21 protein-coding genes and 1 tRNA gene are annotated in these 25702 nt (G+C 56.9%); 11 read left to right on the plus strand and 11 right to left on the minus strand.

The window, feature by feature from the left end; translation table 11 throughout:
- Nucleotides 1-10 precede the first annotated feature (10 nt).
- Genes CPY64_RS13930 through CPY64_RS13945 form a run of 4 tightly spaced genes read right to left on the minus strand, consistent with a single transcriptional unit; the run spans nucleotide 11 to nucleotide 4952 of the window.
- Nucleotides 11-778, minus strand: coding sequence for an ABC transporter ATP-binding protein (locus CPY64_RS13930; RefSeq protein ID WP_042486212.1), 768 nt, complete (start codon nucleotides 776-778; stop codon nucleotides 11-13).
- Nucleotides 775-1791 carry a FecCD family ABC transporter permease gene (locus CPY64_RS13935; RefSeq protein WP_042486215.1) on the minus strand — a complete coding sequence of 339 codons (1017 nt, stop codon included), beginning with the start codon at nucleotides 1789-1791 and terminating at the stop codon, nucleotides 775-777. The genes CPY64_RS13930 and CPY64_RS13935 overlap by 4 nt, the downstream gene beginning before the upstream one ends.
- Entirely contained in the window at nucleotides 1788-2867 is a 1080-nt protein-coding gene (locus CPY64_RS13940; RefSeq protein ID WP_042486218.1) for an ABC transporter substrate-binding protein, read from the minus strand. Before CPY64_RS13940 ends, CPY64_RS13935 begins: the two co-directional genes overlap by 4 nt.
- A gap of 39 nt (nucleotides 2868-2906) precedes the next feature.
- Nucleotides 2907-4952, minus strand: a complete 2046-nt coding sequence (locus CPY64_RS13945) for a TonB-dependent receptor plug domain-containing protein (RefSeq protein ID WP_080723789.1) — start codon at nucleotides 4950-4952, stop codon at nucleotides 2907-2909.
- A gap of 358 nt (nucleotides 4953-5310) precedes the next feature.
- On the opposite strand from CPY64_RS13945, the gene CPY64_RS13950 reads away from it, so the two are divergent.
- Nucleotides 5311-6624: a short-chain fatty acid transporter gene (locus tag CPY64_RS13950; protein ID WP_042486221.1), complete on the plus strand. Its 1314-nt coding sequence runs from the start codon at nucleotides 5311-5313 to the stop codon at nucleotides 6622-6624.
- 60 nt (nucleotides 6625-6684) lie between these two features.
- On the opposite strand, the gene CPY64_RS13955 is transcribed toward CPY64_RS13950, so the two are convergent.
- A complete protein-coding gene (locus CPY64_RS13955) occupies nucleotides 6685-7587 on the minus strand; it encodes a LysR family transcriptional regulator (RefSeq protein ID WP_042486224.1) in 903 nt (300 codons plus the stop codon).
- 117 nt (nucleotides 7588-7704) lie between these two features.
- On the opposite strand from CPY64_RS13955, the gene CPY64_RS13960 reads away from it, so the two are divergent.
- Nucleotides 7705-9192 (plus strand): chlorohydrolase family protein, encoded by a 1488-nt coding sequence (locus CPY64_RS13960; protein ID WP_042486227.1) that lies wholly within the window; start codon nucleotides 7705-7707, stop codon nucleotides 9190-9192.
- A 26-nt stretch (nucleotides 9193-9218) separates the two neighbouring features.
- Entirely contained in the window at nucleotides 9219-10199 is a 981-nt protein-coding gene (locus tag CPY64_RS13965; protein WP_042486230.1) for a Bug family tripartite tricarboxylate transporter substrate binding protein, read from the plus strand.
- A gap of 20 nt (nucleotides 10200-10219) precedes the next feature.
- Here the strand turns inward: CPY64_RS13965 and CPY64_RS13970 are convergent.
- The 6 genes from CPY64_RS13970 to CPY64_RS13995 form a co-directional block, all read right to left on the minus strand.
- A tRNA-Val gene (locus tag CPY64_RS13970) sits at nucleotides 10220-10294 on the minus strand.
- A gap of 94 nt (nucleotides 10295-10388) precedes the next feature.
- On the minus strand, nucleotides 10389-11114 hold the full coding sequence (gene dnaQ / locus CPY64_RS13975; RefSeq protein WP_042486234.1) for a DNA polymerase III subunit epsilon: 726 nt from the start codon (nucleotides 11112-11114) through the stop codon (nucleotides 10389-10391).
- An 86-nt stretch (nucleotides 11115-11200) separates the two neighbouring features.
- Complete coding sequence (locus tag CPY64_RS13980) at nucleotides 11201-14278, minus strand: efflux RND transporter permease subunit (protein ID WP_042486238.1); 3078 nt, start codon at nucleotides 14276-14278, stop codon at nucleotides 11201-11203.
- A gap of 9 nt (nucleotides 14279-14287) precedes the next feature.
- Nucleotides 14288-15334, minus strand: coding sequence for an efflux RND transporter periplasmic adaptor subunit (locus CPY64_RS13985; RefSeq protein WP_042486240.1), 1047 nt, complete (start codon nucleotides 15332-15334; stop codon nucleotides 14288-14290).
- Between the two features lie 99 nt (nucleotides 15335-15433).
- A complete protein-coding gene (rnhA, locus tag CPY64_RS13990; protein ID WP_042486244.1) occupies nucleotides 15434-15877 on the minus strand; it encodes a ribonuclease HI in 444 nt (147 codons plus the stop codon).
- Nucleotides 15874-16635, minus strand: coding sequence for a class I SAM-dependent methyltransferase (locus CPY64_RS13995; RefSeq protein WP_042486247.1), 762 nt, complete (start codon nucleotides 16633-16635; stop codon nucleotides 15874-15876). Before CPY64_RS13995 ends, rnhA begins: the two co-directional genes overlap by 4 nt.
- A gap of 23 nt (nucleotides 16636-16658) precedes the next feature.
- On the opposite strand from CPY64_RS13995, the gene gloB reads away from it, so the two are divergent.
- The 8 genes from gloB to CPY64_RS14035 all read left to right on the plus strand — a co-directional run bounded on the left by gloB (nucleotide 16659) and on the right by CPY64_RS14035 (nucleotide 25690).
- Nucleotides 16659-17468, plus strand: coding sequence for a hydroxyacylglutathione hydrolase (gene gloB, locus CPY64_RS14000; RefSeq protein ID WP_042486827.1), 810 nt, complete (start codon nucleotides 16659-16661; stop codon nucleotides 17466-17468).
- A gap of 10 nt (nucleotides 17469-17478) precedes the next feature.
- Nucleotides 17479-18888 carry a transglycosylase SLT domain-containing protein gene (locus CPY64_RS14005; protein ID WP_042486250.1) on the plus strand — a complete coding sequence of 470 codons (1410 nt, stop codon included), beginning with the start codon at nucleotides 17479-17481 and terminating at the stop codon, nucleotides 18886-18888.
- Nucleotides 18889-18921: 33 nt separating this feature from the next.
- Nucleotides 18922-19707: an enoyl-ACP reductase FabI gene (gene fabI, locus CPY64_RS14010; RefSeq protein ID WP_026485384.1), complete on the plus strand. Its 786-nt coding sequence runs from the start codon at nucleotides 18922-18924 to the stop codon at nucleotides 19705-19707.
- 266 nt (nucleotides 19708-19973) lie between these two features.
- Nucleotides 19974-20945 (plus strand): tripartite tricarboxylate transporter substrate binding protein, encoded by a 972-nt coding sequence (locus CPY64_RS14015; protein WP_052362968.1) that lies wholly within the window; start codon nucleotides 19974-19976, stop codon nucleotides 20943-20945.
- 9 nt (nucleotides 20946-20954) lie between these two features.
- Nucleotides 20955-21947: a substrate-binding domain-containing protein gene (locus tag CPY64_RS14020; RefSeq protein ID WP_042486254.1), complete on the plus strand. Its 993-nt coding sequence runs from the start codon at nucleotides 20955-20957 to the stop codon at nucleotides 21945-21947.
- 12 nt (nucleotides 21948-21959) lie between these two features.
- A complete protein-coding gene (locus CPY64_RS14025; protein WP_042486256.1) occupies nucleotides 21960-22835 on the plus strand; it encodes an FAD binding domain-containing protein in 876 nt (291 codons plus the stop codon).
- A complete protein-coding gene (locus tag CPY64_RS14030; protein WP_042486259.1) occupies nucleotides 22828-23337 on the plus strand; it encodes a (2Fe-2S)-binding protein in 510 nt (169 codons plus the stop codon). Before CPY64_RS14025 ends, CPY64_RS14030 begins: the two co-directional genes overlap by 8 nt.
- Entirely contained in the window at nucleotides 23330-25690 is a 2361-nt protein-coding gene (locus tag CPY64_RS14035) for a xanthine dehydrogenase family protein molybdopterin-binding subunit (protein ID WP_042486262.1), read from the plus strand. Before CPY64_RS14030 ends, CPY64_RS14035 begins: the two co-directional genes overlap by 8 nt.
- Nucleotides 25691-25702 lie beyond the last annotated feature (12 nt).

The following is a 25702-nucleotide window of genomic DNA, read 5'->3' on the forward strand; positions in this document are numbered from 1 at the left end:
TCGGGGGGCCTCAGGCCCCTCGCGCATACCAATCCGGTAGTTCAAAGGCATGCGCTGGCAACTGGTACAGCTGGCGCAAACTGGCCTGACTGAGCATGTCGCGGGGCTGTCCCTGCGCCAATATGCCCCCATCCCGGTACAAGATCACCCAGTCCGCCACGCGGGCCGCATGCTCGGGTTGATGCGTACACAAGAGCACACCCAGACCTTCCTGACGCAAGTGCGAGACCTGATCCAGTACGCGTAATTGATTCGCGAAGTCCAGACTGGAGGCAGGTTCGTCCATGATCAAGAACTGTGAACGCTGCACCAAGGCACGTGCAATCACACACAGCTGACGCTCTCCACCGCTGATCTGATCAATACGTTTTTGAGCCAGCTGCCCGATGCCCAAACGCTCCAGGCAAACGCCAACCCATTGCCGATCTGCTGCACTCGGTTGGGTGTACCAGGCCAGCTCACTGGCGCAACCCAGCAAGACCCATTGCTCTACCGTAAAGGCAAAGGCAGACTCCTGCGCTTGCGGTACATAGGCCAGTTGTCTGGCCAGGGCACGCGCACTCCATTGTTCCAGAGGCTTGCCCTGCACCTTCACCTGTCCTTTTAAAGGCGGCTGCAGGCCCAGCAAGGTGCGCAGCAAGGTGGACTTACCGCTGCCATTGGGCCCGAGCAAACAGACGACCTGCCCGGTCTGTACACGCAGATTCAAATTGCTGGCGACTTGCTTGCGCCCGTAGCCTACGGCCAGATCAATCGCTTCCAAGCCTTGCCCGCTCATCGCTGCCTCGCACCACGAGCCAGCAACAGCAAGAAGCCGGGAGCACCCACCAAGGCCGTCAGCACACCCAGGGGCAATTCCAGCGTGCCTATGCTGCGTGCCAAGGTATCGGTTAACAAGAGGAAGGCGGCGCCCACCAACAAGCAAACGGGCAATAGACGGGAGAAGTCCGGGCCAGCCAATAAACGGGCCGCGTGCGGGATCAGCAAACCGACCCAACCAATAATGCCTGCCAGGGCCACGCACACCGCCGTCATCAAAGTCGCGCAAACGATCAGCAGGCAACGCAAGGCAGAGACGGGCATGCCCAGGGAGCGGGCCTCCTCATCTTGCAGCGCCAGGACATTGATACGCCAACGCAAAAGCCATACAGGGACGATGCACGCCAACACCATCATCGCGGCGGGCCAGACTTCGTAAGAGCGCACAGCACTTAACCCACCCAGCAACCAGAAGGTCATGGAAGGCAATTGGGAATATGGATCAGCCAGGATCTTGATCAGCGACAAGGCTGCACCCAGCAAGGTGCCAACCGCCATCCCGGCCAGGACCAGTATCAGAATAGGCGGATGATGGCGAAGCATGCGCGCCAGACTCAAGACAATGCCCACCGCCAGCAGGCCGCCTACAAAGGCCGCCATCTGCACGCCGAACAAGGAAAAATTCAAATAAATGGCCAGAATCGCCCCCAGACCTGCGCCCGAGGACACGCCCAGAATATCGGGTGAAACCAGTGGATTGCGAAACATGGTTTGATACGCCGCGCCTGCGGTCGAGAGCGCCGCCCCCACCAGCAAAGCCGCTGCAATACGTGGCAGACGCAAATCCCAGACCACGCATACGGCCTGATTCTGCCCCGCTTCTGGATCGTTACCAAAACCGGCGGCCAAGGCGCGCAGCACTTCCGTCCCGGACAAAGGATACGCCCCCTGCCCCAAGGCAAACACCACCAAGACGGCCAGAATCAGCCCCAGCAAAAGCAGCAATAGCCCGTAAGGCAAACTGGCTTTCATGCGCCTTGCTGCGGACCCAGCGGGTCCAGCCCTTGTACCAATCGCTTGACCTGCATCTGGTCCAGGGACATGCCGTAAAAGGCCGAATAGAACGCCTGCAACTCTGAGTACATGCGTGGCATGGCCGCGCTACCTTCCAACAAGGCATTCAGCCAGATCACACCGGCCAGACGATTGATTCCCGGTGGGCCATCCAGCCAACCAAAGGGCAGGGCTGGCACACGATACAAACGCCCTTCCCTCACCGCCTTGAGTTGACTCCACGGCGCCTGGGTACGGGCCAGTTCAAAGAAAGCATCATCCTGGGCAAACAGAATATCCGGGTCCCAGGCCAATAATTGTTCGTAGGAAATACGGCCCAGACGATTATCGGTTTTCTCATCACCCATTACCGTCAAGCCGCAAAGCCGCAGCACCTCGGTGTGGATGGATTGGCCCATGCCGGTTTCCAGACCATCGTTACCGCGTGCCAGATAGGCTTTCAAGCCTTTGGCTCGGGGTCTGGCAGCTTGATGTGCGCTGTCCAGAATAGCCTGTGCACGCATGGCCAATTGCTGGCCGCGTTCGGCCTGCCCCAGGATATGACCTGCCTGACGCAACTGCGCCGGGCTGTCGTTCAGACGACCATCCAGCAAGACATAGGGCACGCCCGTCTGCTCCTGCACGGACTTGGCGGCAGATTCGTAATAGGGATTCACATCACCTATATCCACGACCATATCGGGCTTCAAGGCCAGCAGGCTTTCCAGGGACAAGGTACTGCCCCGACCGGACAGACGGCCAAGATACGGCAAGGAAAAACCAGCGGCCTGCATCATGCTGCGTGCAGCAGGAGCCAGCTGAAAAGGCCAACCTGACAGCGTGCGGGGTGCCAGGCAATACACCAGCACCGAAGCGGGCGGACCGGCCGCCACCACCCGGCCAACATGGGCCGGATCGGGCAATTTGCCCGCCACGCTGATATGCAGATTGATCGGGGCGCTGGCTCCCGCCTGCTCAGGCCGAGCCAGCAAACGGGCATGAGGCGCCAAAACCAGCAGTGCCGCCAAGGCACGCAATATGTCACGACGCTTCATCCCGCCCTTCCTCTTTTAACTGCCTATAACAGCACGGCTTTAGAAACGATAGCTTCCGCCCACAAACCAGACACGTCCGGGCATGGGGTAGCCTTCTTTGTATTGGTACAACTTGTCGCCCAGGTTACGCACACCGGCTTCCAGGGTGATGTCCGAGTTGGGACGCCAGATACCCTTCAAGCCCAACAAGGCAAAGCCCGGTGTTTTTTCGTAGATCTGATCACCCTTATTGTTTGCGTAGGAGTAGTAACGGCCACTTTCGGTTTCCACCGAACCCATCACTTCCCACTGCGCAGTGGGCTTCCAGCTCAAGTGAGCAAACAGGCGGTGATTGGGCGTATCCACCAGTTTGACGTCCGGGTCAGACTGGTTGCGGCGATTCAAATACGTGTACGCCAGGCCTGCCGACCAATGAGCAGAAAACTCCTGCTGCAAGGACAGCTCCAGACCCATTTGCCTCGCCTTGCCGACGTTGGTGGCCTGATCACAAAACCCCACTGGACGGTACTTGTCACAACCAGGAGCCTGGATGACGGTGCTTTGAATCATGTCACGCACCTGGCTCAGGAACAGCGCCGATTCCAGCTGTGCGCCTTCCCAGGGTTGACCACGCAAGCCCAGTTCGTAATGAATGGCGTGCTCGGGTTTCAGATCCGGGTTGGGTTGGGCGTAACCCATGCGGCTGGAGTAGCGATCTTTAATCGTGGGGAAACGAGTCTTGTAGGCCACACTGCCGTAGACCTGCATGGCCTCGCTCCAGTCGTAACCCAGCTCCAGCAAGCCGTTGGTGGCATCGGTATCGCCGGTTTCAAAGTTGTGCGCTTCTTTGGCCTTGCGACGCTCGTGACTGGCACCCACACGCAACTGCCACAGCTCACCCAAGGCGATGCGGTCTTCAAACGCCAGAGACGTGGTCACATCCTTGTAGTGCTCGGTGCCCGATGATTTGGGGTCACGGTGCTGATCTTCCTTGTAGTGCAAGGCGAAGTGCAGCTCGTGATTGTCCAGGCTGGTGTTGACCCACTCCAGGGCAGCACCACGGGTGCGGTCCGTGTACTCGCTGGTCGGGCCAGTCAGGGTCGCGTATTGACCATCGCTATACATATCCAGACCGTTCTTGTACTTGTCTTCGTACACGCGGGTCTTGATGGTGTTGCTCTCGCCAATCTGGGTGGAGCTCAGGAAGTACAGGCTTTCCTTGTCCCAGTATGGCCAGCGCCAGTAGCGTTGACCCAGCTTGGCATCGTTCACACCGGTGTAAACCGGATTGTCTTTCTGACCTTTCTGGTTCACGTAAGCAATGACATACTCATCCGTCGCATTGGGGGTGATACCCAGTTTGAAGGACGCTTTCTTGTCCATTTGCGAAGCATTGCTGCGCATGCCGCCGGTATCGGTAGGACGTGCTTTTTGATCTTCAAAGCCACGGCCCAAGGGGAAGGTACGCTCGCCCGACCAGGACAGGCCAGCTTGCAAGTACCAGGAGCCCTGGTTGGTGCCCACGTTCAAGGCACTGTAGCGTTGATCGCCCGTGGCGTAACCAGCGCGAAACTCGCCTTCAAATTCTTTGACAGGCTTGCGGGTCACCAGGTTGATGGCGCCGCCCATGATATTGGGGCCATACAGTAAGGAAGCTGCGCCCTTGGCCACGCGAATCTCGCTCAGGTCCATGGTGGTGAAACGGGTAAAGTCCACATAGCCGTCGTACGGCACGTACTGTGGAATACCGTCAAGGAACAAAGGCACCTGACGCGAATCGAAACCGCGCACATAGACCATTTGTTCGTTACGAGCACCGCCCGCCGAAACGGTCACGCCGGGTTGCACGCTAACGGCAGCACCCACATCGCGCAAATCAAAAGCCTGCATTTCTTTCTGGCTAACCGCGCTCTCTCCCAAGGCAGCTTCACGATCCAGATTGGGCTGCACGACCACTTTGCCCAACTGAAACACGCGGTCATTGTTTTCCTGAGCCTGAGCGTGGCCAACTGCCAAGGCCCCCATCAAGCTCAAGACCACTGCGCGAGGCACAAAACAGACGGACTGATGACGCGCCGCGATAGCGCGTTTGGACTGATGTCTCATTCCACTTCCCTATTCGATCTTTCTAATTGATTTATGAACTGACACCACACAGTGGTGCAAAAAAAAACGGGCCCCAAGGGGCCCGTAAATAGAACCCATCATCGAGCGATGAGTGATGGTTCTTTCGAAAACACCGCTATATAGTAGAGCATATAGCGAAGAACAACAACTAGCCAGAAACTTTAAGGTTCAGGTTTTCCCGTCTTCCCAATTTGCGGCTTCTCGCCAACAATACGGCTGTACTGAGCATTTACATCAAAATGCTGCCAGCAAGGTGCCTGCACAAACGGGCACCCAAACGATCCCAAGACATCAGGACCCGCGCAAATACTGGCGCAAATCCACAGGAGCACAATTTATGTTTAAAGCCATGACGCGCGGTTCGGTCCGCCTGGTTGAACGCTATCTACCCGATCCGTATATTTTCGTCATCCTGCTCACACTGATTGCCGGTATTGCGGCCATGGCGTTTGAGCAACGCTCTCCCATGGAGATCATCCAATATTGGGGTAACGGTTTTTGGGGCCTGCTGACCTTTGCCATGCAAATGCTGCTGGTCTTGCTGACCGGTCACATGCTGGCCAGCACACCGCTGGTAAAAAGCTGGTTGCGTGGCCTGGCCTCGCTGGCCCGATCAGCCGGTTCGGCCATTATTCTGGTGACCCTGGTGTCGCTGGCCGCCAGCTGGATCAACTGGGGTTTCGGCCTGGTGGTCGGTGCCCTGTTCGCCAAAGAGCTGGCCCGTCAGGTCCGTGTAGACTACCGCTTGCTGGTTGCCAGTGCCTACTCGGGCTTTCTGGTCTGGCACGGTGGCCTGGCCGGTTCTGTACCACTGACCATTGCCACCTCGGGCCACTTCTCTGAAGACAAGATCGGTATCATCAGTACATCTGACACTATCTTTGCCTTCTTCAATCTGGCCATTGTGATCGCCCTGTTTATCCTGGTGCCGCTGATCAACCGCTTGATGCTGCCCAGCGATAAGGAAAGCATTTATGTCGATCCCAAGCTGCTGGAAGACACTCCAGACGATGTCAACCAAACCACCGATCGCCCTGCAGACCGTCTGGAAAACAGCCGTCTGATCTCGATTGTGATCGGTGTTGCTGGCCTGGCCTACCTGTTTGACTACTACGTGCTGCGTGGTGCGACCCTGAACCTGAACGTGATCAACTTCACCTTCCTGATTCTGGCCATCTTGCTGCATGGCACACCCCGTCGTCTGCTGAAAAGTCTGGATGAAGCCATTCGCGGTGGAGCCGGGATTGTGATCCAGTTCCCCTTTTACGCCGGCATCATGGCCATCATGATCGACTCCGGTCTGGCGGCCAGCTTGTCCGAATGGCTGGTGTCCTTTGCCACGGCGACCACCTTGCCTTTCTGGACTTTCATGAGCGCCGGTCTGGTCAATATCTTTGTGCCTTCGGGCGGTGGACAATGGGCGGTACAAAGCCCGGTCGTAATCGCTGCTACTCAGGCTCTGGATGCTGATATGGCCCGCACCGCCATGGCCGTTGCCTGGGGTGACTCCTGGACCAATATGCTGCAGCCTTTCTGGGCCTTGCCAGTACTGGCCATTGCCGGACTGAAAGCCAAAGACATTATGGGCTTTTGCCTGATTCAGCTGATTGTCTCGGGTATCGTGATTTCGATTGGTTTGACCTGGTTGTAAACCAGCCAAGCAATAAAAGTAAAACGTAAAAGGGCCCGCTAACTGCGGGCCCTTTGCAATTTAAAGCTCACGGCATACGTGACTGACTTGCTCCCGAAACCATGCGTAGGCAAAACTGGCGCGCGTGCGTTCATGCCAAATCTGGTACACACAAAACGGGGCTAAATCCAAAGGATGCTCCAGCACATCCAGCTTGTGTCCGGCACATAGCAGGCGAGCCATGCGCTCTGCCAAACTGATTACAAAGTCGGTACGTTCCAACACGCCGGGAACTGCCAAAAAATGAGGCAGGCTCACTTGCACCTGACGTTGCAACTGACGTGTTTGCAACGCGTCAGCCAAACGACGCTCACGGCTGCCGTTATGGCCAGGCACCCCAATGTGGCTACGTCTGCAAAACTCGTCCAATGCCATCGCCTGGCCATTACGCCCGCAAGATCGCATCACCACCACATAACGGTCATGAAAAAGCTCCTGGCGAAACAGCGGGTAGGACACAGCTGCCGACGATGAAAGCACCAGGTCGGCTCGCCCGCCCAACAGCCAGTCTTCAGCCCCAAAATCCGCCATATCCAGGACTTCCAGGCTGCACCGCGGAGCATGCAGCTGCAAATGTGCTGTCAAGGCCGGGATCAATAAATAAGACAAATATTCCGTCGTCGCCACCCGAAAACGTACGTCCAGACTGGATGGTTCAAGCCGCGCCTTGTCGGTCTGCAACAAATCATCCAGCAAGCTCAAGGCCTGCTCAATACGGGGCGCCAAAGCGCGCGCCTTGTGGGTGGGCTCGACGCCTTGTGCCGTCCGCAAAAACAAGGCGTCACCAAAATACAAACGCAGCTTCGCGATTTCCTTGCTTACCGTGGACTGATTGGACTCCAGCGTCAAAGCGGCACGGCTGACATTTCCTTCTCGAAACACAGCAAGAAAAGTACGCAACTGGACCAAATCCAGATTCTTCATCTCACTCCCCTGCTCACGTATTTCCATTTCAGCCTAATCAATCATTCCAATACGGAATTGCCTCGTTTTCAGGCCTCCCGGACACTAGTTCAACAACTTACTACCACAGGAAACCCCATGAGGACTCTGATTAAAGCGCGCTGGGTCATTGCGTTCGAACAAGGACGCCACTGCGTGATCGACCACGGCCAGCTCGTCTACGAAGGCGAACATATCATATACGTGGGCACTCGTTACGACGGGCATGTGGACCAGATCATTAAAGCACCTGACAGCGTGCTGGCTCCTGGTTTTATTGATACCCATGTCCACTCCGGTCATCGGGCACTGCACAAGCTTCTGGCCGACGGTGGTCGCCCTGCATTATTCGGCCAGCCTTACATGGACGTGACCATTGCACGCCAAGGTACACAAATACGCGGCTACCCCAACTATCTGGATCAGGAGCAAGCAGCAAAAGATCCCGGCATTGCTCTGCATGCTGCCTTTACCGCAGCCGAGCTGCTGCGCAACGGTGTCACCACCTTTGTAGAACTGGGCGGACATGTACTCGTTCAAGAGGCATTGTGGGCTCAATGTGAGGAATTAGGTATTCGTGGATACCTTGGCCCTGGCTACGATAGTGGTCGATGGCAATCCGATGACAAGGGCCAGCTCGAACGTATTCCTTACCCGGACCAGGGCGAGCAACTTTTCCAGGATGCCCTGGCATTTATCCGCCGTGCACAAGCCCATGAATCCGACCTGATTCACGGCATCCTGGTCCCTCGGGAAATTGAAAACTGCAGCCTGGAATTGCTGCGTCAAACAGTGCGTGCGGCCGATGAGTTGAATCTGCCCATGGCCACACATGCTGGCTACAACGTGATCGAGTTCATGGAGACCGTACGCGAACACGGACTGACCCCTATCGAGCTGCTGAACCATGTCGGGATGTTGCGTCCCACATTGAATATTGGGCATGCCAACCTGATCTCCAACAACCCGAAAATGAACTATTCGGGTGGAGACGACCTGGGTTTAATGGGGCAGAAAAAAGTATCCATCTCTCACTGTCCGGTCAATATTGTGCGGCGAGCTCGCACACTGGATAACTGGAAAGCGTATCGCCAGGCAGGAGTCAATATCACCATCGGCAGCGATACCTACCCGCGCGACATGTTCATGAACATGCGTACCGCGTCCTACCACGGGAAAGTCATGAGCCATGACCTGACCGCTGCCAGTGCCGCTGAAGTATTTGAAGCCGCCACCGTGGCAGCAGCGCGTTCCCTGGGTCGGGAGGACTTGGGGCGACTGGCTGCCAATGCCAGGGCGGACATGATCCTGATCCGAATCGGCCGCAGCGACGTGCTGCGCTATGGCCCAATTTGGGACCCCATCCGCAGCATGGTTGAATGCGGCATCGGCGACGACGTGGACACCGTGATCTGCAATGGCAGAATCAGCATGCGAGACGGCGTCATACCAAAGGTGGACCTGCCAGCCTTGCGCCGTCAGGTTCAGGACTTTGCCGAAGACATCTGGCCCAGCCTGCAGGACTGGGATCAGCTCAAACGCAGCGCACAAGATATGTGCCCCATCAGCCGCTGTACACATCTATAAAAACACCCTCAACGAGGAGACAAGACATGATCAAAAAAACAGCTCTCGCTATTGTCGCAACGGCTTTACTGAACACGCTTCCGATGGCACAAGCGCAGCAGGCGGATTTTCCGCAAGGCCCTGTACGCGTCATCGTCCCCTACGGAGCAGGCGGAAGCGCGGACATTCTGGCACGCGCAATCAGCGACAAACTGACTCAACTATGGGGACAGACCGTCATCGTAGAAAACAAGCCAGGGGGTATAGGTACGATTGGAATCATGAGCGTGGTCAAGTCCAAGGCCGACGGCTACACCCTGGTCTCGGTGCCCGTATCTGACTTGGCTGTTAATCCACACCTCTACAAGAAACGGTCTTTTGATGTGTTGAAGGATCTGGATCCCGTCAGCCAGGTAGGCTCAGTACCCAACGTCTTGATCACGAACCCGGCGCTAGGGCTGCAAAGCACGGCCGATTTAATCAAGCTCGCTCAGCAAGCAGGTCAAACCCTGACTTATAGCTCTCCTGGCGTGGGCAGTCAGGCACATTTGGCCGCTGAAGTATTTGCTCGCAAACATGGGCTGACACTTAACCACATTCCCTATAACAGCGTCTCGGCGGCCATTACTGACGTAGCAGGCGGCCATGTCGATCTGATGTTTGCGCAACTACCCAGCGCCTTGGGCTTTATCCAAGGAAAAACAGTGACACTGTTGGGCATCGCCGCGCAGCAGCGCAGTCCGCTATTGCCAGACACGCCCACACTGACTGAATCGACCGGCGAGACGTATGGCGATTTTATTTCGTGGTCCGGCCTGATGGCACCAGCGGGCACCCCCATAGCCATACGCGAAAAAATCGCGCGTGACCTCAAGCACGTGATGGACAACACAGACCTCAATCGCGTACTAGCCAGTTCAGGAACGGTAGGAATAGGTAGCACTCCACAGCAGCTCGATGCTGCCATACGCGAAGATTACGATCGCTATGGGCGCATCATTGCCGACCTGAAATTGGCCTTGGACTAGCTGAAATAGGGGAATGGAGATGGTGGGCGGTACAAGGTTCGAACTTGTGACTTCCACCGTGTGAAGGTGGCACTCTACCACTGAGTTAACCGCCCGAAGCTTTCAAGAACTGAAAAGCTGCGAAGAAAGAAACTATAGCACGGCCCTGCCCGATTCACAAGGTTTGGGCCGGCTATTTTTCCTGAATAATTACTCAGTGGCGGGATTGAGCATCTCGCGCCACATGGGTGGCTTCTTGTTCTGTTTTTCCAGAACGTCCATGTACTTTTCGTGCTCGGCCTGATCGGCTTCGGAGGCACGCAGTACTTTCAGCACACTGGTATCAAACTTGCCCAGGCTCAGATTGCTGCCGTCACCGCCTTGCCCATCGGACTCGTCAAAGTCCATCAGCAAAGCATCCTGCCCCCGCGTCATGGCCAGCCAGACATCGGCCAGCAATTCCGAGTCCAGCAAAGCGCCGTGCAGCGTGCGGTGAGAGTTGGAAATGCCGTAGCGTTCGCACAGGGCATCCAGAGAGTTCCGTTTGCCGGGGTGCATTTCCCGCGCCACCAGCAAGGAGTCGGTGATGCTGTCGCAGTATTGCGAGAACGGGCCTTTACCTACCTTTTGCAGCTCGGCATCCAGAAAGCGCGTGTCAAAAGAAGCATTATGAATAATGACTTCCGCGCCCTGCACAAAATCCAGCACCTGATCCACCACATCCTTGAAGCGTGGATGGCCAGACAGAAATTCCGTGGTCAGGCCGTGAATTGCCAATGCCTCGGGGTCGGAGTCCCGATCCGGGTTCAGATACAGGTGCAGGTGGCGGCCCGTCAATTTGCGGTTGAACAGCTCTACCCCACCCACCTCAACAATTCGGTGCCCCTCGCGTGGCTCCAGACCGGTGGTTTCAGTATCCAGAATAATTTGACGCATTCACTTTCCCTACAAATTCAATCACGGTAATGGCACTCGACAAGGCGGCTGTACGAGCAGCGTCCCCGGAGACCAGCACCACAGGTTCAGACAGTGGCCTCGGGCTTGTCAATCAGTTCCAGCTGCTTGTCCTGCCCCCCTTTCTTGCCGGCGATCAGGGTGTAGGCCACAGGCACGACAAACAAGGTCAGCAAGGTACCCAAGGACAAGCCACCCACCAGTACCCAGCCAATTTGCTGGCGGGACTCGGCACCCGCCCCAGAGGCGTAGGCCAGCGGCAAGACGCCCAGCACCATGGCGCCGGTTGTCATCAGGATGGGGCGCAGGCGCATCTCGCAAGCGCGCACCACGGCATTGTACAAACTGGCCCCGGCTTCGCGTTGTTGAGTGGCAAATTCCACAATCAAGATGCCGTGCTTGGTAATGAGGCCTACCAGGGTAATCAAGCCGATCTGACTATAAATGGACAAGGTCCCGCCCGACAGCCACAGGGCCAGCAAGGCCCCCGTCATGGACAAGGGCACGGACAGCATGATGATGAGCGGATTGCGCCAGCTTTCAAACTGCGCGGCCAGCACCAGATAAATAAAGGCCAGGGCCATCAGGAAAACCAGATAGATGCTGCCCGACGAATCCCGGAATTCTCGTGATTGCCCGTCCAGATCTGTCTGCACGGTTTCCGGCAAGGTCTTGCGAGCCACCTCATTCATGTGTTCGAGCACTTCACCCAAGGCATAGCCGGGTGCCACCGATGCTTCCACAATGACCGCCCGCAAGCGGTTGAAGTGGTTCAGCGATTGCGGCGATACGCTCTCGCGCACATTCAGGAAGTTGGAAGCTTGCACCATGCCACCGTCTTTGGTGCGCACGTAAATATCCAGAATGTTTTGCGGGCTGGAACGAGCCTGCTTATCCACCTGCACAATCACGTCGTACTGTTCGCCATCGCTCTTGTAGCGCGTGACCTGACGCCCGCCCAGCATGGATTCCAGAGTGCGGCCCACGGCTTCCACCGATACGCCGGTATCGGCCAGCTTGTCGCGGTCTACATCAATACGAATTTCCGGTGTGTTCAAGCGCAAGTCCGTATCCACGTTCAACAGCCCTGGATAGTCTCGCAACTCAGCCAGAAAACCGTCCACAATTTTGGCCAGCTCCGGATAGGGTGCCTGGCTCATAATCACAAACTCCACTGGCTTGGAAGTGGCCCGCTGTCCCAAAGACGGCGGGTTAGTGGGGAAAGCACGCGCACCGGGAATGGCGGAGAAATGCGGTTGCAGTTCACGCGCAATGGATTGCTGGTTACGTGTGCGCTCCTCCCACGGCTTCAAGCGCAAAATTGCAAAGGAATCGGTGACGGTAGGGAAACCAATAATGGACTGATACCCCTCTGTCTCCGGTATGCCGCGATATAGCTCTTCCACCCGCTCCACATTGCGCAAGGTGTAATCCAGCGTAGCGCCTTCGGGCGAATTCACAATCCCGAAAATCACACCTCGGTCTTCAATCGGAGCCAGTTCGCTTTTGATGACCGTAAACAGCAGCCCACTGGTCGCGGCAACGGCCACACCAATGAACAAGACCAGAAAACGCCAGCGCAAGGCGCGAATCAGGATACGGCGGTAGCCTCGTGTCAGCCAGACCAGGAAGTTCTCGATACCCTGACTGACGCGGCCCACCTTCGCACCATGCGGACGCAACATGCGCGAGCACATCATGGGCGTCAGGGTCAGGGCCACGAAACCGGACACCAGCACGGCAGCCGCCAAGGTCAGGGCAAACTCAATGAATAATCGCCCGGTACGGCCTGTGGCAAAAGCCAGTGGGGCATACACCGCCACCAGGGTTAGCGTCATGGCAATCACAGCGAAGGCAATTTCACGCACACCCAAAAAGGCAGCCTGCATGGCCGTCTTGCCCTCTTCGATATGGCGGTACACGTTCTCCAGCACCACAATCGCATCGTCCACCACCAGGCCAATCGCTAGCACCATGGCCAGCAAAGTCAGCGTATTGATGGAAAAGCCCAGCATGTACATGATGGCGAAGGCCCCGACCAGGGAGATCGGGATCGTCACGATGGGGATGAGACTGGCGCGGAAACTGCGCAGGAAAAACACAATCACCAGCACCACCAGCAAGATGGCCTCGGCAATGGTGGTATAGACCGAATCAATGGATTTCTGAATGAAGATGGAGCTGTCGTAGGACACGGCCAGCTTCATATTGCCCGGCAAGCTTTCGTTGATGCGTTCCACTTCGGCGCGCACGGCTTTGGACAGATCCAGCGGGTTGGCGGTGGACTGCTTGGTCACCCCAATGTTCAAGCTGTTTTGCCCATTGAAGCGGGCCAGCACCCGCTCTTCGGCTGGCCCGATACGCACCTCGGCAATATCGGAGATACGGACCGGATAGCCCGCTGCCTGGGCAACGATGATATTGCGAAACTCTTCCGGGGTCTCCAGATCGGTGGAGGACACCACGGAAAACTCGCGCGCATCGGACTCGATACGGCCTGCCGGAATCAGCACGTTTTGTTTGCGCAGCGCATCTTCCACATCCTGCACGGTCAGCTGGTACGCCCCCAGTCGGGTACGGTCCACGTCAATACGCATGGCGGGCAAACGTTCACCGAACACACGCACTTCTGCTGCACCGGGCAAGACAGACAAGCGCGTTTTGATATAGCGGTTGATGTAGTCCGAGGCCTCCAGCATGCTGTAGTCGCCGGTATCCACCCCTACATAAATAATCGGGGTGGAGTCTGCCTCGACCTTGTTGATGATGGGCTCGTCCACCTCGTCGGGCAAGAATCGGCGGGCGCGCGAAACCTTGTCACGCACGTCTGCCGCAGCGGCATCGGGGGCTCGGTCCAGATTGAATTTGATGTTGATCAGGCTACGCTCGGAACGGCTGCGCGAGGTCATCACGTTCACGCCTTCAATCCCGGACAACTGATCCTCCAAAGGCTTGGTCACCTGGGACTCGATCACCTCCGGTGAGGCCCCTTTATAGTTGGTGATGACGGATACCACCGGCTCATCAATGGCCGGGTACTCACGTACGGTCAGGCGTTCATAGGAAATGAAACCGACCAGCACAATCACCAAAGACAGAACCGTGGCGAAAACCGGGCGACGGATACATAAATCAGAAAGAACCATGATCCCGTCCTATTGCTGCGGCTGTGTTTGGACGTCGATCACTTCCTGAATATCGACTGGCACACCATCACGTACTTTTTGCAGCCCGGCTACCAGCACATTGTCTCCAGCCTTCAGATCACCCGTCACTTGCACCCAACCTTGCTCACGAACGCCGATCTGTACCTGACGGCGCTCTGCCCGGCCGTCTTTCACAATATAGATGTACTGATCCTGCCCCGAAGGAGCCAGGGAGGTTTCAGGCACCATCAAGGCCTGGTAGCGCGACAGTTCCAGGCGCACGCGGCTGAACAGACCCGGGCGCAGTGCACCATCGTCATTCGGCACCTGGGCCCGCAGCAAAATGGACCGGCCCGCCGTATCAACGGCAGGGCTGACAGCCAATACCGAGCCATGGCGGATTTCGCCCAGGAACGCATCAAAGCGCAATTCAACCGGCATACCGGCTTTGACATCGGCCAGATATTGCTCCGGAATACGGAAGTCCACATTCAAGGTAGAAACCGCTTCCAGCTGCACCAGATCCGTGCCCGGCCCCACGTAATCGCCTACCGATACATTGCGCAGCCCGGTAACACCGTCGAACGGAGCACGAATACGGGTCTTGTCCAGATGCACGCGCGCCAATTGCACTTCGGCTTGCTGGACGGCCAAACGACTGCCCGACTCATCTTTTGCCTGCTGGCTGATAAAGCCCTGACGGCTCAGCTCCGAAGAGCGCTTGTGCTGGCTGTTGGCCAGATTCAAATTTGCCTGTGCCTGATTTAACTGCGCCTGCGCCATGGCCGGGTCCAGCTGAATCAGCACCTGCCCTTTCTTGATGGGCTGGCCTTCTTCAAAACTGATGGCTGAAATACGACCACTGATCTCGGGGCGCAACACGACGGACTCTCTGGCAACCAGGGTCCCCACCGCCGCCACATCACGAATCAATTCGGTTTGCCGCACTGGCAGCACTTCCACCCGCGTGGCGTCAGACTGCGCCCAGCTGGGCGTACTACTGGCAAACAGTACGAGGAACAAAGAAAAAATCGTGGGGCGCAGCGTGGAAATCATGGGCGGCTTATCCTGACCGGCCAGGCCGGTGAAGCTGTCTGACAAAATATGACGGGTGGCTAATAGTACTATCAGCGGGCTTGAAGTTTGCCCAAGATCTTATAACTGCCTGGCTATTTCCACCCCTTCATTAGCCAACTGATCTGCCCGCTCATTGCCAGGATCGCCAGCATGACCGCGCACCCATAACCAGGTCAGCTCATGCTTGGCCGCCTGCTGCTCCAGTTCCTGCCAAAGATCCGCATTCTTGACGGGTTTCTTGTCCGCAGTTCGCCAGCCGCGTGCCTTCCAGCCGGGCAGCCATTCATTCATGCCTTTTTGCACGTATTGCGAATCGGTATGCACCCGCACCTGACAAGGGCGCTTCAAGGCTTTTAGTGCCTCAATCACGGCCATCAGTTCCATACGATTATTGGTGGTATCGGCCTCGCCGCCACAAATGGCTTTTTCACGGCCGCCATGGCGCAACAAAGCGCCCCAGCCACCCAAACCCGGGTTGCCCTTGCAGGCGCCATCGGTCCAGATATCGACAACATCAGTCATGTCTTGCTAATTCCTTCATCGGCAGCGCGTCCTGCAACCACCATAGGCCGACGCACACGCCGACGGTTTTTCTTCCACTTGGGTCCGACCATGCGCAAGGCAGGCGTACGCTTGACCGCACTGATCATATAGACGGCACCCGCAAAGCTCCACCAGCGCGCCCCGCTTTGCTCCATCCAGGACCAGCGATCCAGCCAAACCTGTTGACGACACAAGGGCGCATAACAGCCCATCTGCGTGCCTTGCACATCAAAGGACAACAGCTTCAACCAGTCCCGCAACCGCAAGGGAGACATGACATCGCCCGGCAAGGTCGGCGTACCCCGCTCCAGTCCCGGAATCCAGTCATGAGCCCCCCATAAACTCAAAGGGTTAAAGCCCGTCAGAATGATGCGTCCTTCAGGCACCAGCACACGCTCGGCCTCTCGCAATACCTGATGCGGGTCGCTGGCACTTTCCAGCGTATGGGGCAGGATCAAAAGATCAATGCTTTGCGTATCAAAGGGCAGATGCTCGGGTTCGGCATAAACCAGGTTTTTCTGCTGAGGGGGCAAGACGCCAGCCTGAGCCGTGCATACCTTGCAAGAGATGCGGCTGTGCGCCAGGAGGTCCCAATGCGGCAATCCAATTTGTATGGCATGATACCCGAAGGTGTTGACCACCTCCGCATCGATTCCGGCTTGTTCCCAAGCCCGCACATATCGCCCCGGTACGGTTTCCAACCACTGGGCAAATTGATCATTCAAAGTCTGCTCCACTGGCGCTTTCTCCCTCTACCATGATGAATGCATTTACCTGGCCTGTGCCAAGCGATGTTCGCCTGATTCCACTACCTGCCCTGAACGACAACTATATATGGGCTTTAAGTCGAAACGGTCACGCCCTGGTTGTAGACCCCGGCCAGGCCGCTCCGGTTCTGGATTGGCTGGAACGCGAGTCCTTACAACTGGATGCCATTTTACTGACACACCACCATGGTGACCATGTTGGGGGTGTCATGGATATCCTGGCCAGGCATCCGGCCCGCGTCTGGGGCCCGGCCCACGAGCGCCTGCCCACCTGTGACGTGCGTGTCGGCCAGTCCGACAAGGTCGAATTACCTACGCTGGAACTGACGCTGGAAGTCTTAGACATCCCCGGCCACACCGCCGGACACGTTGCGTACTTTGGTCAAAATGAGGTAAAACAGCCCTTTGTTTTCTGTGGTGACACCTTGTTTGCTGCTGGTTGCGGACGTCTTTTTGAAGGCACCCCGGCACAAATGACGGATTCCCTGGGCAAGTTGGCGAAACTGCCATCGGACACCCTGATCTGCTGTGCGCACGAGTACACCTTATCCAATTTACGCTGGGCTCTACAGGTAGAGCCGGACAATCCCCAACTGCATGAACGTTGGGAACAGGATAATCTCAAGCGTCAGCAAAACTTGCCTACGGTGCCCCCCACCTTGAAAACAGAATTGGCTACCAATCCGTTTCTGCGTTGCGAGACGACTGCTGTTATCAAGGCCGCCGAGCGCCATGCCGCCCGGTCCCTGAATAATCCTGTCGAGGTATTTGCCAGCCTGCGCGACTGGAAAAACAATTTCTGAAGATTCCGCAATGAACCTAATGAGACTTTTTGCGCTGCTATGCGCTTTCGTGCTGGCAGGCTGCGCCACCGGCCCCAAGGTCAGCCCTCAAAAAGCCGCCAAGACTTCCACCAGCATTGCCGCCGATACGTCTCGCACCATTGATCTGACCCACCCACCCAAAGACGCGTGGGACCGGATGCGCCGGGGTTTCTCCATCCCCAACCTGCATACCGATCTGGTTGATTACTGGACCAACTACTACGCTTCGCACCCCGAATCCATCCGTACCATGAGCCAGCGCGCCTCGCGCTATCTGTACCACATCATGGACGAGCTCGATGCCCGTGGCCTGCCTTCCGAACTGGCCTTGCTGCCTTTTGTGGAAAGTGCCTATAACCCCGTCGCCTATTCGCGCTCCCATGCGTCCGGTCTGTGGCAGTTCATCCCCAGCACCGGTACACAATACAAGCTGGAGCAGAACTGGTGGGTAGATCAGCGCCGTGACCCGGTCGAGTCCACTCGCGCTGCTTTGGACTATCTGTCTTACTTGTACGAGTTCCAGGGCGACTGGTATTTGGCCCTGGCCTCCTACAACTGGGGTGAGGGTTCGGTACGCCGCGCCATGGAGCGTAATGAACAGGCCAACCTGGATGTTGACTACTTATCGCTGAAGATGCCGGACGAAACACGTAATTACGTCCCCAAACTGCAAGCGATCAAAAACATTGTGGCTAACCCGGAGCGTTATGGCATCACCCTGCCTCCAGTCAGCAACACACCGTATTTCACGGCCGTGCGCAAGAACAAGGACATTGACGTAGCCCTTGCCGCCGAGCTGGCTGAAATCTCCGTGGACGAGTTCAAGGCCTTGAACGCTGCCCACAATCGCCCCACAATCCCTGCCGATCGCGGCACCTTGCTGCTGCCCGCCAACAAGGTGGACATTTTCAATGCCAATCTGGCGGCCTATCAAGGCAAGCTCAGTAACTGGAAAGCGTACCAATCCAAGCGCGGCGAGAGCTATCTGTCCATTGCCCAGCGCCACGGCATTACCTTGTCGCAACTGCGCTCCATCAATGGTTTGAGCCGCAAGAGCACCAAGGCTGTTGCACAGACACTGCTGGTGCCCAGCACTACCTTGGGTGAAGGCAGCCTGCAACTGGCCTCTCTGACCAATACACCAGCCGCTCCCGTGGCCCGGACTGCCAATCGTGCACGTACGCAAACGGCCAGCGTCAACCGCAAGAATGACACTGTTGTTTTGCGTCGCGGCGCCAACGTGCGCACCCATACGGTTCGACAGGGCGATACACTCTACGCCTTGGCCAAACGGTACGACACTTCGGTGGCTGAACTGCGACGCCTGAACAATATCAAAGGCAGCTCTCTTTCCAGGGGGACACGTTTGCGTGTTCCCGGTTCCAATATTCGTGGCTAAGTCCACCCACTAATTACATAAAGGATTTTCAGCATGGGTTTCCTGCAAGGAAAACGCATCCTGGTCACAGGCGTCCTCTCGAACCGCTCTATTGCTTACGGGATTGCGCAAGCATGTCGCCAACAAGGTGCTGATATTGCCCTGACTTATGTGGGCGAGCGTTTCAAAGAACGTGTTGAAGGCTTTGCCGCAGAACTGGGCACGGATATCGTGCTGCCCTGTGACGTGTCCGAAGACGATCAGATCGAACAAGCCATGGCCTCGCTGGGCGAGCGCTGGGACGGTCTGGACGGTTTGGTGCACTCCATTGGTTTTGCTCCTCGCGAAGCCATTGCGGGCAACTTCCTGGACGGTCTGTCGCGTGAATCGTTCCGCGTCGCTCACGACATTTCGGCCTACAGCTTTCCCGCACTGGCCAAGGCTGCCCTGCCCTTGCTCAAAGGTCGCAAGAGCTCGGTGCTGACCCTGACCTACCTGGGCGCTGAAAAAGCCATTCCCAACTACAACACCATGGGCGTGGCCAAAGCTGCTTTGGAAGCCTCCGTGCGTTACCTGGCGGTAGCGCTGGGCGAGTACGGCATTCGTGCCAACGCCATCTCGGCCGGTCCTATCAAAACCCTGGCTGCCAGCGGCATCAAGGACTTCTCCACCATTCTGAAATTCGTAGAGACGCACGCTCCCTTGCAACGCAACGTCACCATCGAAGAAGTGGGCAATGTGGCCTCCTTCCTGATGTCCGAATTGGCCAGCGGTATCACGGGCGAAATCACGCACGTTGACGCCGGCTTTAACTGCATCGTTCCGGGTATGCAGGAGTAAAGGCTAGCATCAGATGCCTACAAGCATCCTGATGACAAAAAGGAACAGGCTTTTGCACTGTTCCTTTTTTTTGGCCCTGGATCAGCTGCAATTTGCGCTACTGGCTTCTTATATAAGCAATAAAAAACATAAATAAATCAGTACACTGACTTTCTCGTTTTCCCTAGTAGGATATAAAAAATAATCTGTGAATAATATTTATGTCAGTGCACTGACTATTAAAGCATAAAAAATCAATCACAGAACTCGATTCTCGAGGAGACACAATGTTCCAACGCCAACCGCGTCTGCTGGCCCTGGCTGGGCTTTTGCTGAGCTGTGCAATGCTGGCCCCCGCCACCGCCAGTGCTAATAAACCGATCGAAATTATCGTCACCTTCCCACCAGGAGGGGGCACGGATTTACTGGCCCGTCTGATCGGGAATTACTTCAACGAACAACTTGGCCAGCCCGCGATTGTGGACAACCGCCCCGGTGCCAGCGGCAATATTGGCGCTCGTATGGTGGCCCAGCGCCCGGCCGACGGTCAGTCACTACTGATGGTCAACAGCTCCTTTGCCGTCAACCCGGCCGTGTTCGACAAGCTGCCATTTGATCCCAAGAATGACTTCACCGCCGTCTCCAACTTCGCCTTTGTTCCATCGGTCGTCATCGTGCCGGCCAACTCGCCCTACAAGACACTGCAAGACATGCTCACGGCTGCCAAGGAAAAACCGGGTGAAGTGTTCTTTGGCTCTTGCGGCAACGGCACTCCGCAACATCTGGCCGGCGAAATGCTCAACGAAGCAGCAGGCGTGGAGATGGCGCATATCCCCTACAAAGGCTGCGGTGGCGCTCTGAACGATGTGATGGGTGATCAGGTAGGCTCAGCCTTCGTCACTGCGTCCAGCACCCTGCCGTTCATTGAAAGCGGGAAGGTACGTGCCTTGGCGGTGACCTCGGCAGAGCGCAGTCCCCTGCTGGCCGATGTGCCCTCGATCGCCGAGCTTGGCTACCCAGGCTACGAGCTGAACCAGTGGCACGGTTTATTGGCTCCCGCTGGCACTCCTGAGCCTGTCGTGCAAAGACTGCACGAGGCGATCGAAAAAATCATTGCGCGCGAAGATGTGCAAGCCAAGCTGACAAGCCTGGGCTACACCGTTGCCCACGACGGCCCCGCCCAGTTCCAGGCGATGATCAATGCCGACATCGACCGGTTTCGCGAACTGGCACAAAAAATTGGACTAACAATCAACTAAGGATCCACCATGAGCAAACTGAAGTTAAGCGTATCGATTGGCAATTACGACCGTACCCTGGCCTTGAAAGATGGACGTGTCGGAATTGAGGGCTGTGATATCAATGTCGTATCCCTGGAGCCTGAGGAAGCGTTTCATCGTGCATTTCGCTATGAGGAGTTCGATATCACGGAAATCTCCATGAGCAGCCACATGATGACTACCGCGCGTGGCGACAATCAGTACGTGGGTATTCCAGCCTTTCTGTCACGCGTCTTCCGCCATTCCGGCATCTATGTGCGTACCGACCGCATCCGCAAGCCCGAAGACCTGAAAGGCAAAATCATTGGCGTACCCGAATACCAGATCACGGCCAATGTCTGGATCCGGGGCATCTTGCAAGATGAGTTCGGTATCCGCCCCAATCAGATCAAATGGGTACGGGGAGGAATCGAAGAGCCAGGCCGGGGCGAGCGCGCTCCCATTGATCTGCCAGATGACATCAGCCTGGAGCAGATCCCGGATGACCGCACTTTGTCGGACATGTTGGAAAAAGGCGAAATCGATGGATATATAGGCGCACGGGCACCTTCATGCTTCCTGCGCAACGCCCCCAATGTGGGCCGTCTGTTCGGAGATGAGTACGTGGAAGTGGAAAAAGACTATTTCCGCCGCACGGGCATCTTCCCGATCATGCATATGGTTGGCATCCGCAAGTCTCTGGTACAGGACAACCCCTGGCTGCCGGTCAGTGTGTACAAGTCCTTTCTGAAGGCCAAAGAGCTGGCCGTGCATGAATTGAACGAGCTGTGCCATCTGGCTGTCACCCTTCCGTGGATGGTGCGCCATCACAATGAAGCCAAAGCCTTGATGGGAGAGGACTACTGGCCCTATGGCCTGGAGGCAAATCGCCACACCATCCAGACCTTTGCGCAGTACCACCACGATCAGGGCATGTCGCAACGCCTGGTCAAACCCGAGGAACTGTTCGCGGCCTCCTCGCTGGATCTCTCCAAGATATAAGGCAAACCCGGCATGAAGGCTCCCGTTTTCAATTACTACGCCCCCGAAACGCTGGCTCAGGCACTGGGGTTGCTGGCCAATCAGGAAAACGCTCGTGTATTGGCTGGAGGCCAGTCCTTGCTGGCCATGCTCAATATGCGCTTTGCATTTCCGGACACCCTGGTTGATATCAACCAGTTGCCCGAACTGTCCTATCTGCAAGAGCAAGAGAATGGCGATATCGCGATGGGTGCCATGACACGACAGCGCGACATCGAATTCTCTGAGCTGGTGGCAACACGTCTGCCGCTCTGGAAGGATGCAATCCTCAACGTCGGGCATCGCCAGACTCGTAACCGAGGAACAGTGGGCGGCAGTCTTTGTCAGCTGGACCCTTCTGCCGAAATACCGACAGTCAGCATGGCGATGGATGCTGTGTTGACCGTAGCCAGCACACGTGGAGAAAGAACACTTTCAATGGCCGATTTTCCGGCAGCCTACATGACTCCCAACATGCAGGCTGACGAGCTATTGATTCGCGTCCAGGTCCAACCGTGGCCCGCCGGTCACGGCTGGGCTTTCCTGGAATTCTCCCGTCGTCATGGCGACTTTGCCATCGTGTCTTGCGCGGCTTTGCTGTTGCTGGACGCAGCAGGTCTGGTTAGTCGCGTCAGCATCACTCTGGGCGGAGTAGGTGCATTTCCCCTTCGTATGACAGAGGCAGAAAACGCCCTGCTGGGCACCCCGGCCAGCCCCTCAGATATTGAACTAGCCGCCGAACTATGTGGCCAGGTCGATGCTTCCAGCGACAGCTATGTCCAGGGCTGGTATCGCCAGCGATTGGCCAAAGAATATACCGCGCGTGCCCTGCGGCTAGCGCTCTCTCGTACAGGACAACGGCATGAGTAATCCCCTTCCTTCGGGCAGTCGCCCCATCACACTGTGTGTCAATGGCCAGAACCTGACAGCCCATGCCGAACCTCGCGTCAATCTGGCCGATTTCCTGCGCCACGACTTGGGTTTGACCGGAACCCATGTGGGCTGTGAGCACGGCGTCTGCGGTGCCTGTACCGTGCAGATCGACGGCCACTCCGCCCGTAGTTGCCTGATGCTGGCGGTACAAGCCCAAGGCAAGCATATTCGCACCATTGAGGGCCTTGCCAATGAGCAAGGTTGCTGGCACCCCATCCAGGAAGCCTTTCGCGAACTACACGCCCTGCAATGCGGTTTCTGTACGCCGGGCATCCTGATGTCCGTCGTCGAGCTGCTGGAGAACCACAGCGATCCCAGCCCCGAGCTGATACGCGACGTGCTCTCCGGTCATCTATGCCGCTGTACCGGCTACCAAAATATTGTGCGTGCGGTACAGAAAGCCGCTGCTGCCATGAGGGCCAACCATGCTCATGAATGATCCTCACCAGCGGGAACAGGCCGCCTGCGGCCTGGGGCACTCCTTTCTGCGCCTGGAAGATGAGGCCTTGTTAACCGGACAGGCCCAATTTCTTGATGACATCCCCATGGAGGGTGTATTACATGCGTGCTTTGTGCGTAGTCCTCACGCGCACGCACGCATTCGTTCCATAGACTTGTCGGCCGCCCGGGCCTTACCCGGCGTACACGGAGCATTTACCGCACAGGACCTGATGGGCGAATTAACTCATTGGCGCATGCCATTGGGCTTTGCCTTTGCCGTACTGCCAGAAAATACCGTCCCCTTCGTTCTGGCTCGCGAGGAAGTTGCCTTCGTTGGCGAAGCGATTGCCGTGATCGTCGCCCAGTCCCGCCACGTGGCCGAAGATGCGGCGGCGCTAGTGGCTATCGACTTCGAAGTTCTGCCAGCGATTTCTGACCTGCGTCAGGCTCTCGAACCGAACGCACCGGTGGTACGCACCGAGCTGCAAAGCAATAGCCTGCAAAACTACACACTGGCCTATGGCGATATAGATGCCGCCTTCCTTGAGGCAGACATCACCATCGAAGAGTCATTTTCAGCCCACCGCGGCTGTGCTCACCCTATCGAAGGGCGAGGCGTGCTTGCGCGACTGGACCCTGCCGGCAACGAGTTGACCGTTTGGTCTTCCACCCAGATGGCGCACGAACTGCACTATACCCTGGCCCTGATGCTGGGCCACCGCGAAGATCAATTGCGTGTGATCACCCCTGATGTGGGCGGCGGTTTTGGGGCAAAGTTCATGATTTACCCCGAAGAAATCGTCATTCCAGCTGTCGCCCGCCTGCTGCGTCGTCCCGTCAAATGGGTAGAAGACAGACGCGAGAACTTCCTGACCTCTATTCAGGAGCGCGACCAATTATGGTCAGTATCTCTGGCGGCCGATAAAAACGGGCGCATACGCGGCCTGCGCGGCAATTTTATCCATGACCATGGAGCCTACACCCCGCAGGGAACCAACGTCCCCTACAACGCAGCCTCATCCATGACGGGCCCCTATATAGTTCCGGCTTTCAGTCTGACTGCTGACGTGGCCTACACGAACAAGGTACCAGTCGCTACCGTGCGCGGCGCGGGCTATCCGCAGGCCGCTTTCGTCATGGACAGACTAATGGATCGGCTTGCGCAACATATCGGCATGGACCCCATCCGCTGCCGCGAACTGAACCTGATTCCTGCCGCCAAAATCCCCTATACCAAGCCACTGAAATCCAGGGCGGGTATACCACTGGTTATCGACAGCGGTGACTTCCCCCGCATGCAAGCCATGGCAGAGCAGGCGATGGACCGCGACGGTTTTGAGCAACGACGACAGGCTGCCCTTGCTCAAGGCCGTTATCTGGGCCAAAGCCTGGCCAATGCCGTCAAGCCAACGGGTCGCGGCCCTTATGAGTCCGCCACCGTCAAGATTTTCCCATCAGGCCGGATTGCCGTTTTCACTGGAGCCCTGGCCATGGGCCAAGGCATCAAGACCTCCCTGGCGCAGATTTGCGCGGCGCATTTCGGGGTAGAACCAGGAGGCATAGACGTTCACGCCGGCGATACACGTCACATCGGCGTTGGGATGGGCGGTTTCGCAAGTCGCCAGGCGATTATGGCCGGTACAGCCGTTGAACAAGCTTCGCGGCAACTACGCCATAAAGTATTGCTAGCAGCGGCCGCTGTCCTGAAGGTCCCTCAAGATACTCTGGATATTTCTTATGGCATCGTCAGCAGCAGTGCAACTACCACGACCATCAGTCTGGCCAGGCTGGCCATGGAGCTCAAGGGCGTGCCGGGCTACAGCCTGCCTATAAAGACGGACCCGGGCCTGGAGAGCACCGCCCATTTTCACTGCGACGAGCAAACCTATGCCGGGTCCACGCATGCTTGTGAAGTGGAGGTAGATGCCAGCACTGGCGCTATCCACATCACACGCTATCTGGCTGTGCAAGATTGCGGCACGCTCATCAACCCGATGATTGTGGAAGGTCAGGTCGTCGGCGGTGTAGTCCATGGCCTGGGCAATGCCCTGCTCGAACAAATGGCCTACGACGCCGAAGGCCAGCCTTTGTCCACCACGTGCGCCGAGTATCTTCTACCCACCGCTCCCGAAGTACCAAATATCGAGGTGCTGTTCTGTCCCTCCCCCACGCACTTGAATCCGCTAGGAGTCAAAGGCGTGGGCGAATGTTCCACCATCGCCGTCGCCGCCGTCGTGATCTCCGCCGTGGAGCAAGCACTGTCACCACTGAATGTGCGCATCAACGAGTTCCCGCTGAGCCCTATGCGACTACTGGAACTGATCGATCAGGCCACGCAACCGACACAATAAAACAGGAAAGCT

Source organism: Alcaligenes faecalis, assembly GCF_002443155.1.
In the GTDB taxonomy this organism is placed as follows: Bacteria; Pseudomonadota; Gammaproteobacteria; order Burkholderiales; family Burkholderiaceae_B; genus Alcaligenes; species Alcaligenes faecalis.

Coding starts and splice junctions, on each gene's coding strand:
- CPY64_RS14025 (WP_042486256.1), top strand. CDS start 21,960: ATGAAGGCTCCCGTTTTCAATTACTACGCCCCCGAAACGCTGGCTCAG.
- CPY64_RS13930 (WP_042486212.1), bottom strand. CDS start 778: ATGAGCGGGCAAGGCTTGGAAGCGATTGATCTGGCCGTAGGCTACGGG.
- CPY64_RS13950 (WP_042486221.1), top strand. CDS start 5,311: ATGTTTAAAGCCATGACGCGCGGTTCGGTCCGCCTGGTTGAACGCTAT.
- CPY64_RS13945 (WP_080723789.1), bottom strand. CDS start 4,952: ATGAGACATCAGTCCAAACGCGCTATCGCGGCGCGTCATCAGTCCGTC.
- CPY64_RS14030 (WP_042486259.1), top strand. CDS start 22,828: ATGAGTAATCCCCTTCCTTCGGGCAGTCGCCCCATCACACTGTGTGTC.
- CPY64_RS14020 (WP_042486254.1), top strand. CDS start 20,955: ATGAGCAAACTGAAGTTAAGCGTATCGATTGGCAATTACGACCGTACC.
- gloB (WP_042486827.1), top strand. CDS start 16,659: ATGAATGCATTTACCTGGCCTGTGCCAAGCGATGTTCGCCTGATTCCA.
- dnaQ (WP_042486234.1), bottom strand. CDS start 11,114: ATGCGTCAAATTATTCTGGATACTGAAACCACCGGTCTGGAGCCACGC.
- CPY64_RS14015 (WP_052362968.1), top strand. CDS start 19,974: ATGTTCCAACGCCAACCGCGTCTGCTGGCCCTGGCTGGGCTTTTGCTG.
- CPY64_RS14035 (WP_042486262.1), top strand. CDS start 23,330: ATGAATGATCCTCACCAGCGGGAACAGGCCGCCTGCGGCCTGGGGCAC.
- CPY64_RS13955 (WP_042486224.1), bottom strand. CDS start 7,587: ATGAAGAATCTGGATTTGGTCCAGTTGCGTACTTTTCTTGCTGTGTTT.
- rnhA (WP_042486244.1), bottom strand. CDS start 15,877: ATGACTGATGTTGTCGATATCTGGACCGATGGCGCCTGCAAGGGCAAC.
- fabI (WP_026485384.1), top strand. CDS start 18,922: ATGGGTTTCCTGCAAGGAAAACGCATCCTGGTCACAGGCGTCCTCTCG.
- CPY64_RS14005 (WP_042486250.1), top strand. CDS start 17,479: ATGAACCTAATGAGACTTTTTGCGCTGCTATGCGCTTTCGTGCTGGCA.
- CPY64_RS13960 (WP_042486227.1), top strand. CDS start 7,705: ATGAGGACTCTGATTAAAGCGCGCTGGGTCATTGCGTTCGAACAAGGA.
- CPY64_RS13985 (WP_042486240.1), bottom strand. CDS start 15,334: ATGATTTCCACGCTGCGCCCCACGATTTTTTCTTTGTTCCTCGTACTG.
- CPY64_RS13980 (WP_042486238.1), bottom strand. CDS start 14,278: ATGGTTCTTTCTGATTTATGTATCCGTCGCCCGGTTTTCGCCACGGTT.
- CPY64_RS13935 (WP_042486215.1), bottom strand. CDS start 1,791: ATGAAAGCCAGTTTGCCTTACGGGCTATTGCTGCTTTTGCTGGGGCTG.
- CPY64_RS13940 (WP_042486218.1), bottom strand. CDS start 2,867: ATGAAGCGTCGTGACATATTGCGTGCCTTGGCGGCACTGCTGGTTTTG.
- CPY64_RS13965 (WP_042486230.1), top strand. CDS start 9,219: ATGATCAAAAAAACAGCTCTCGCTATTGTCGCAACGGCTTTACTGAAC.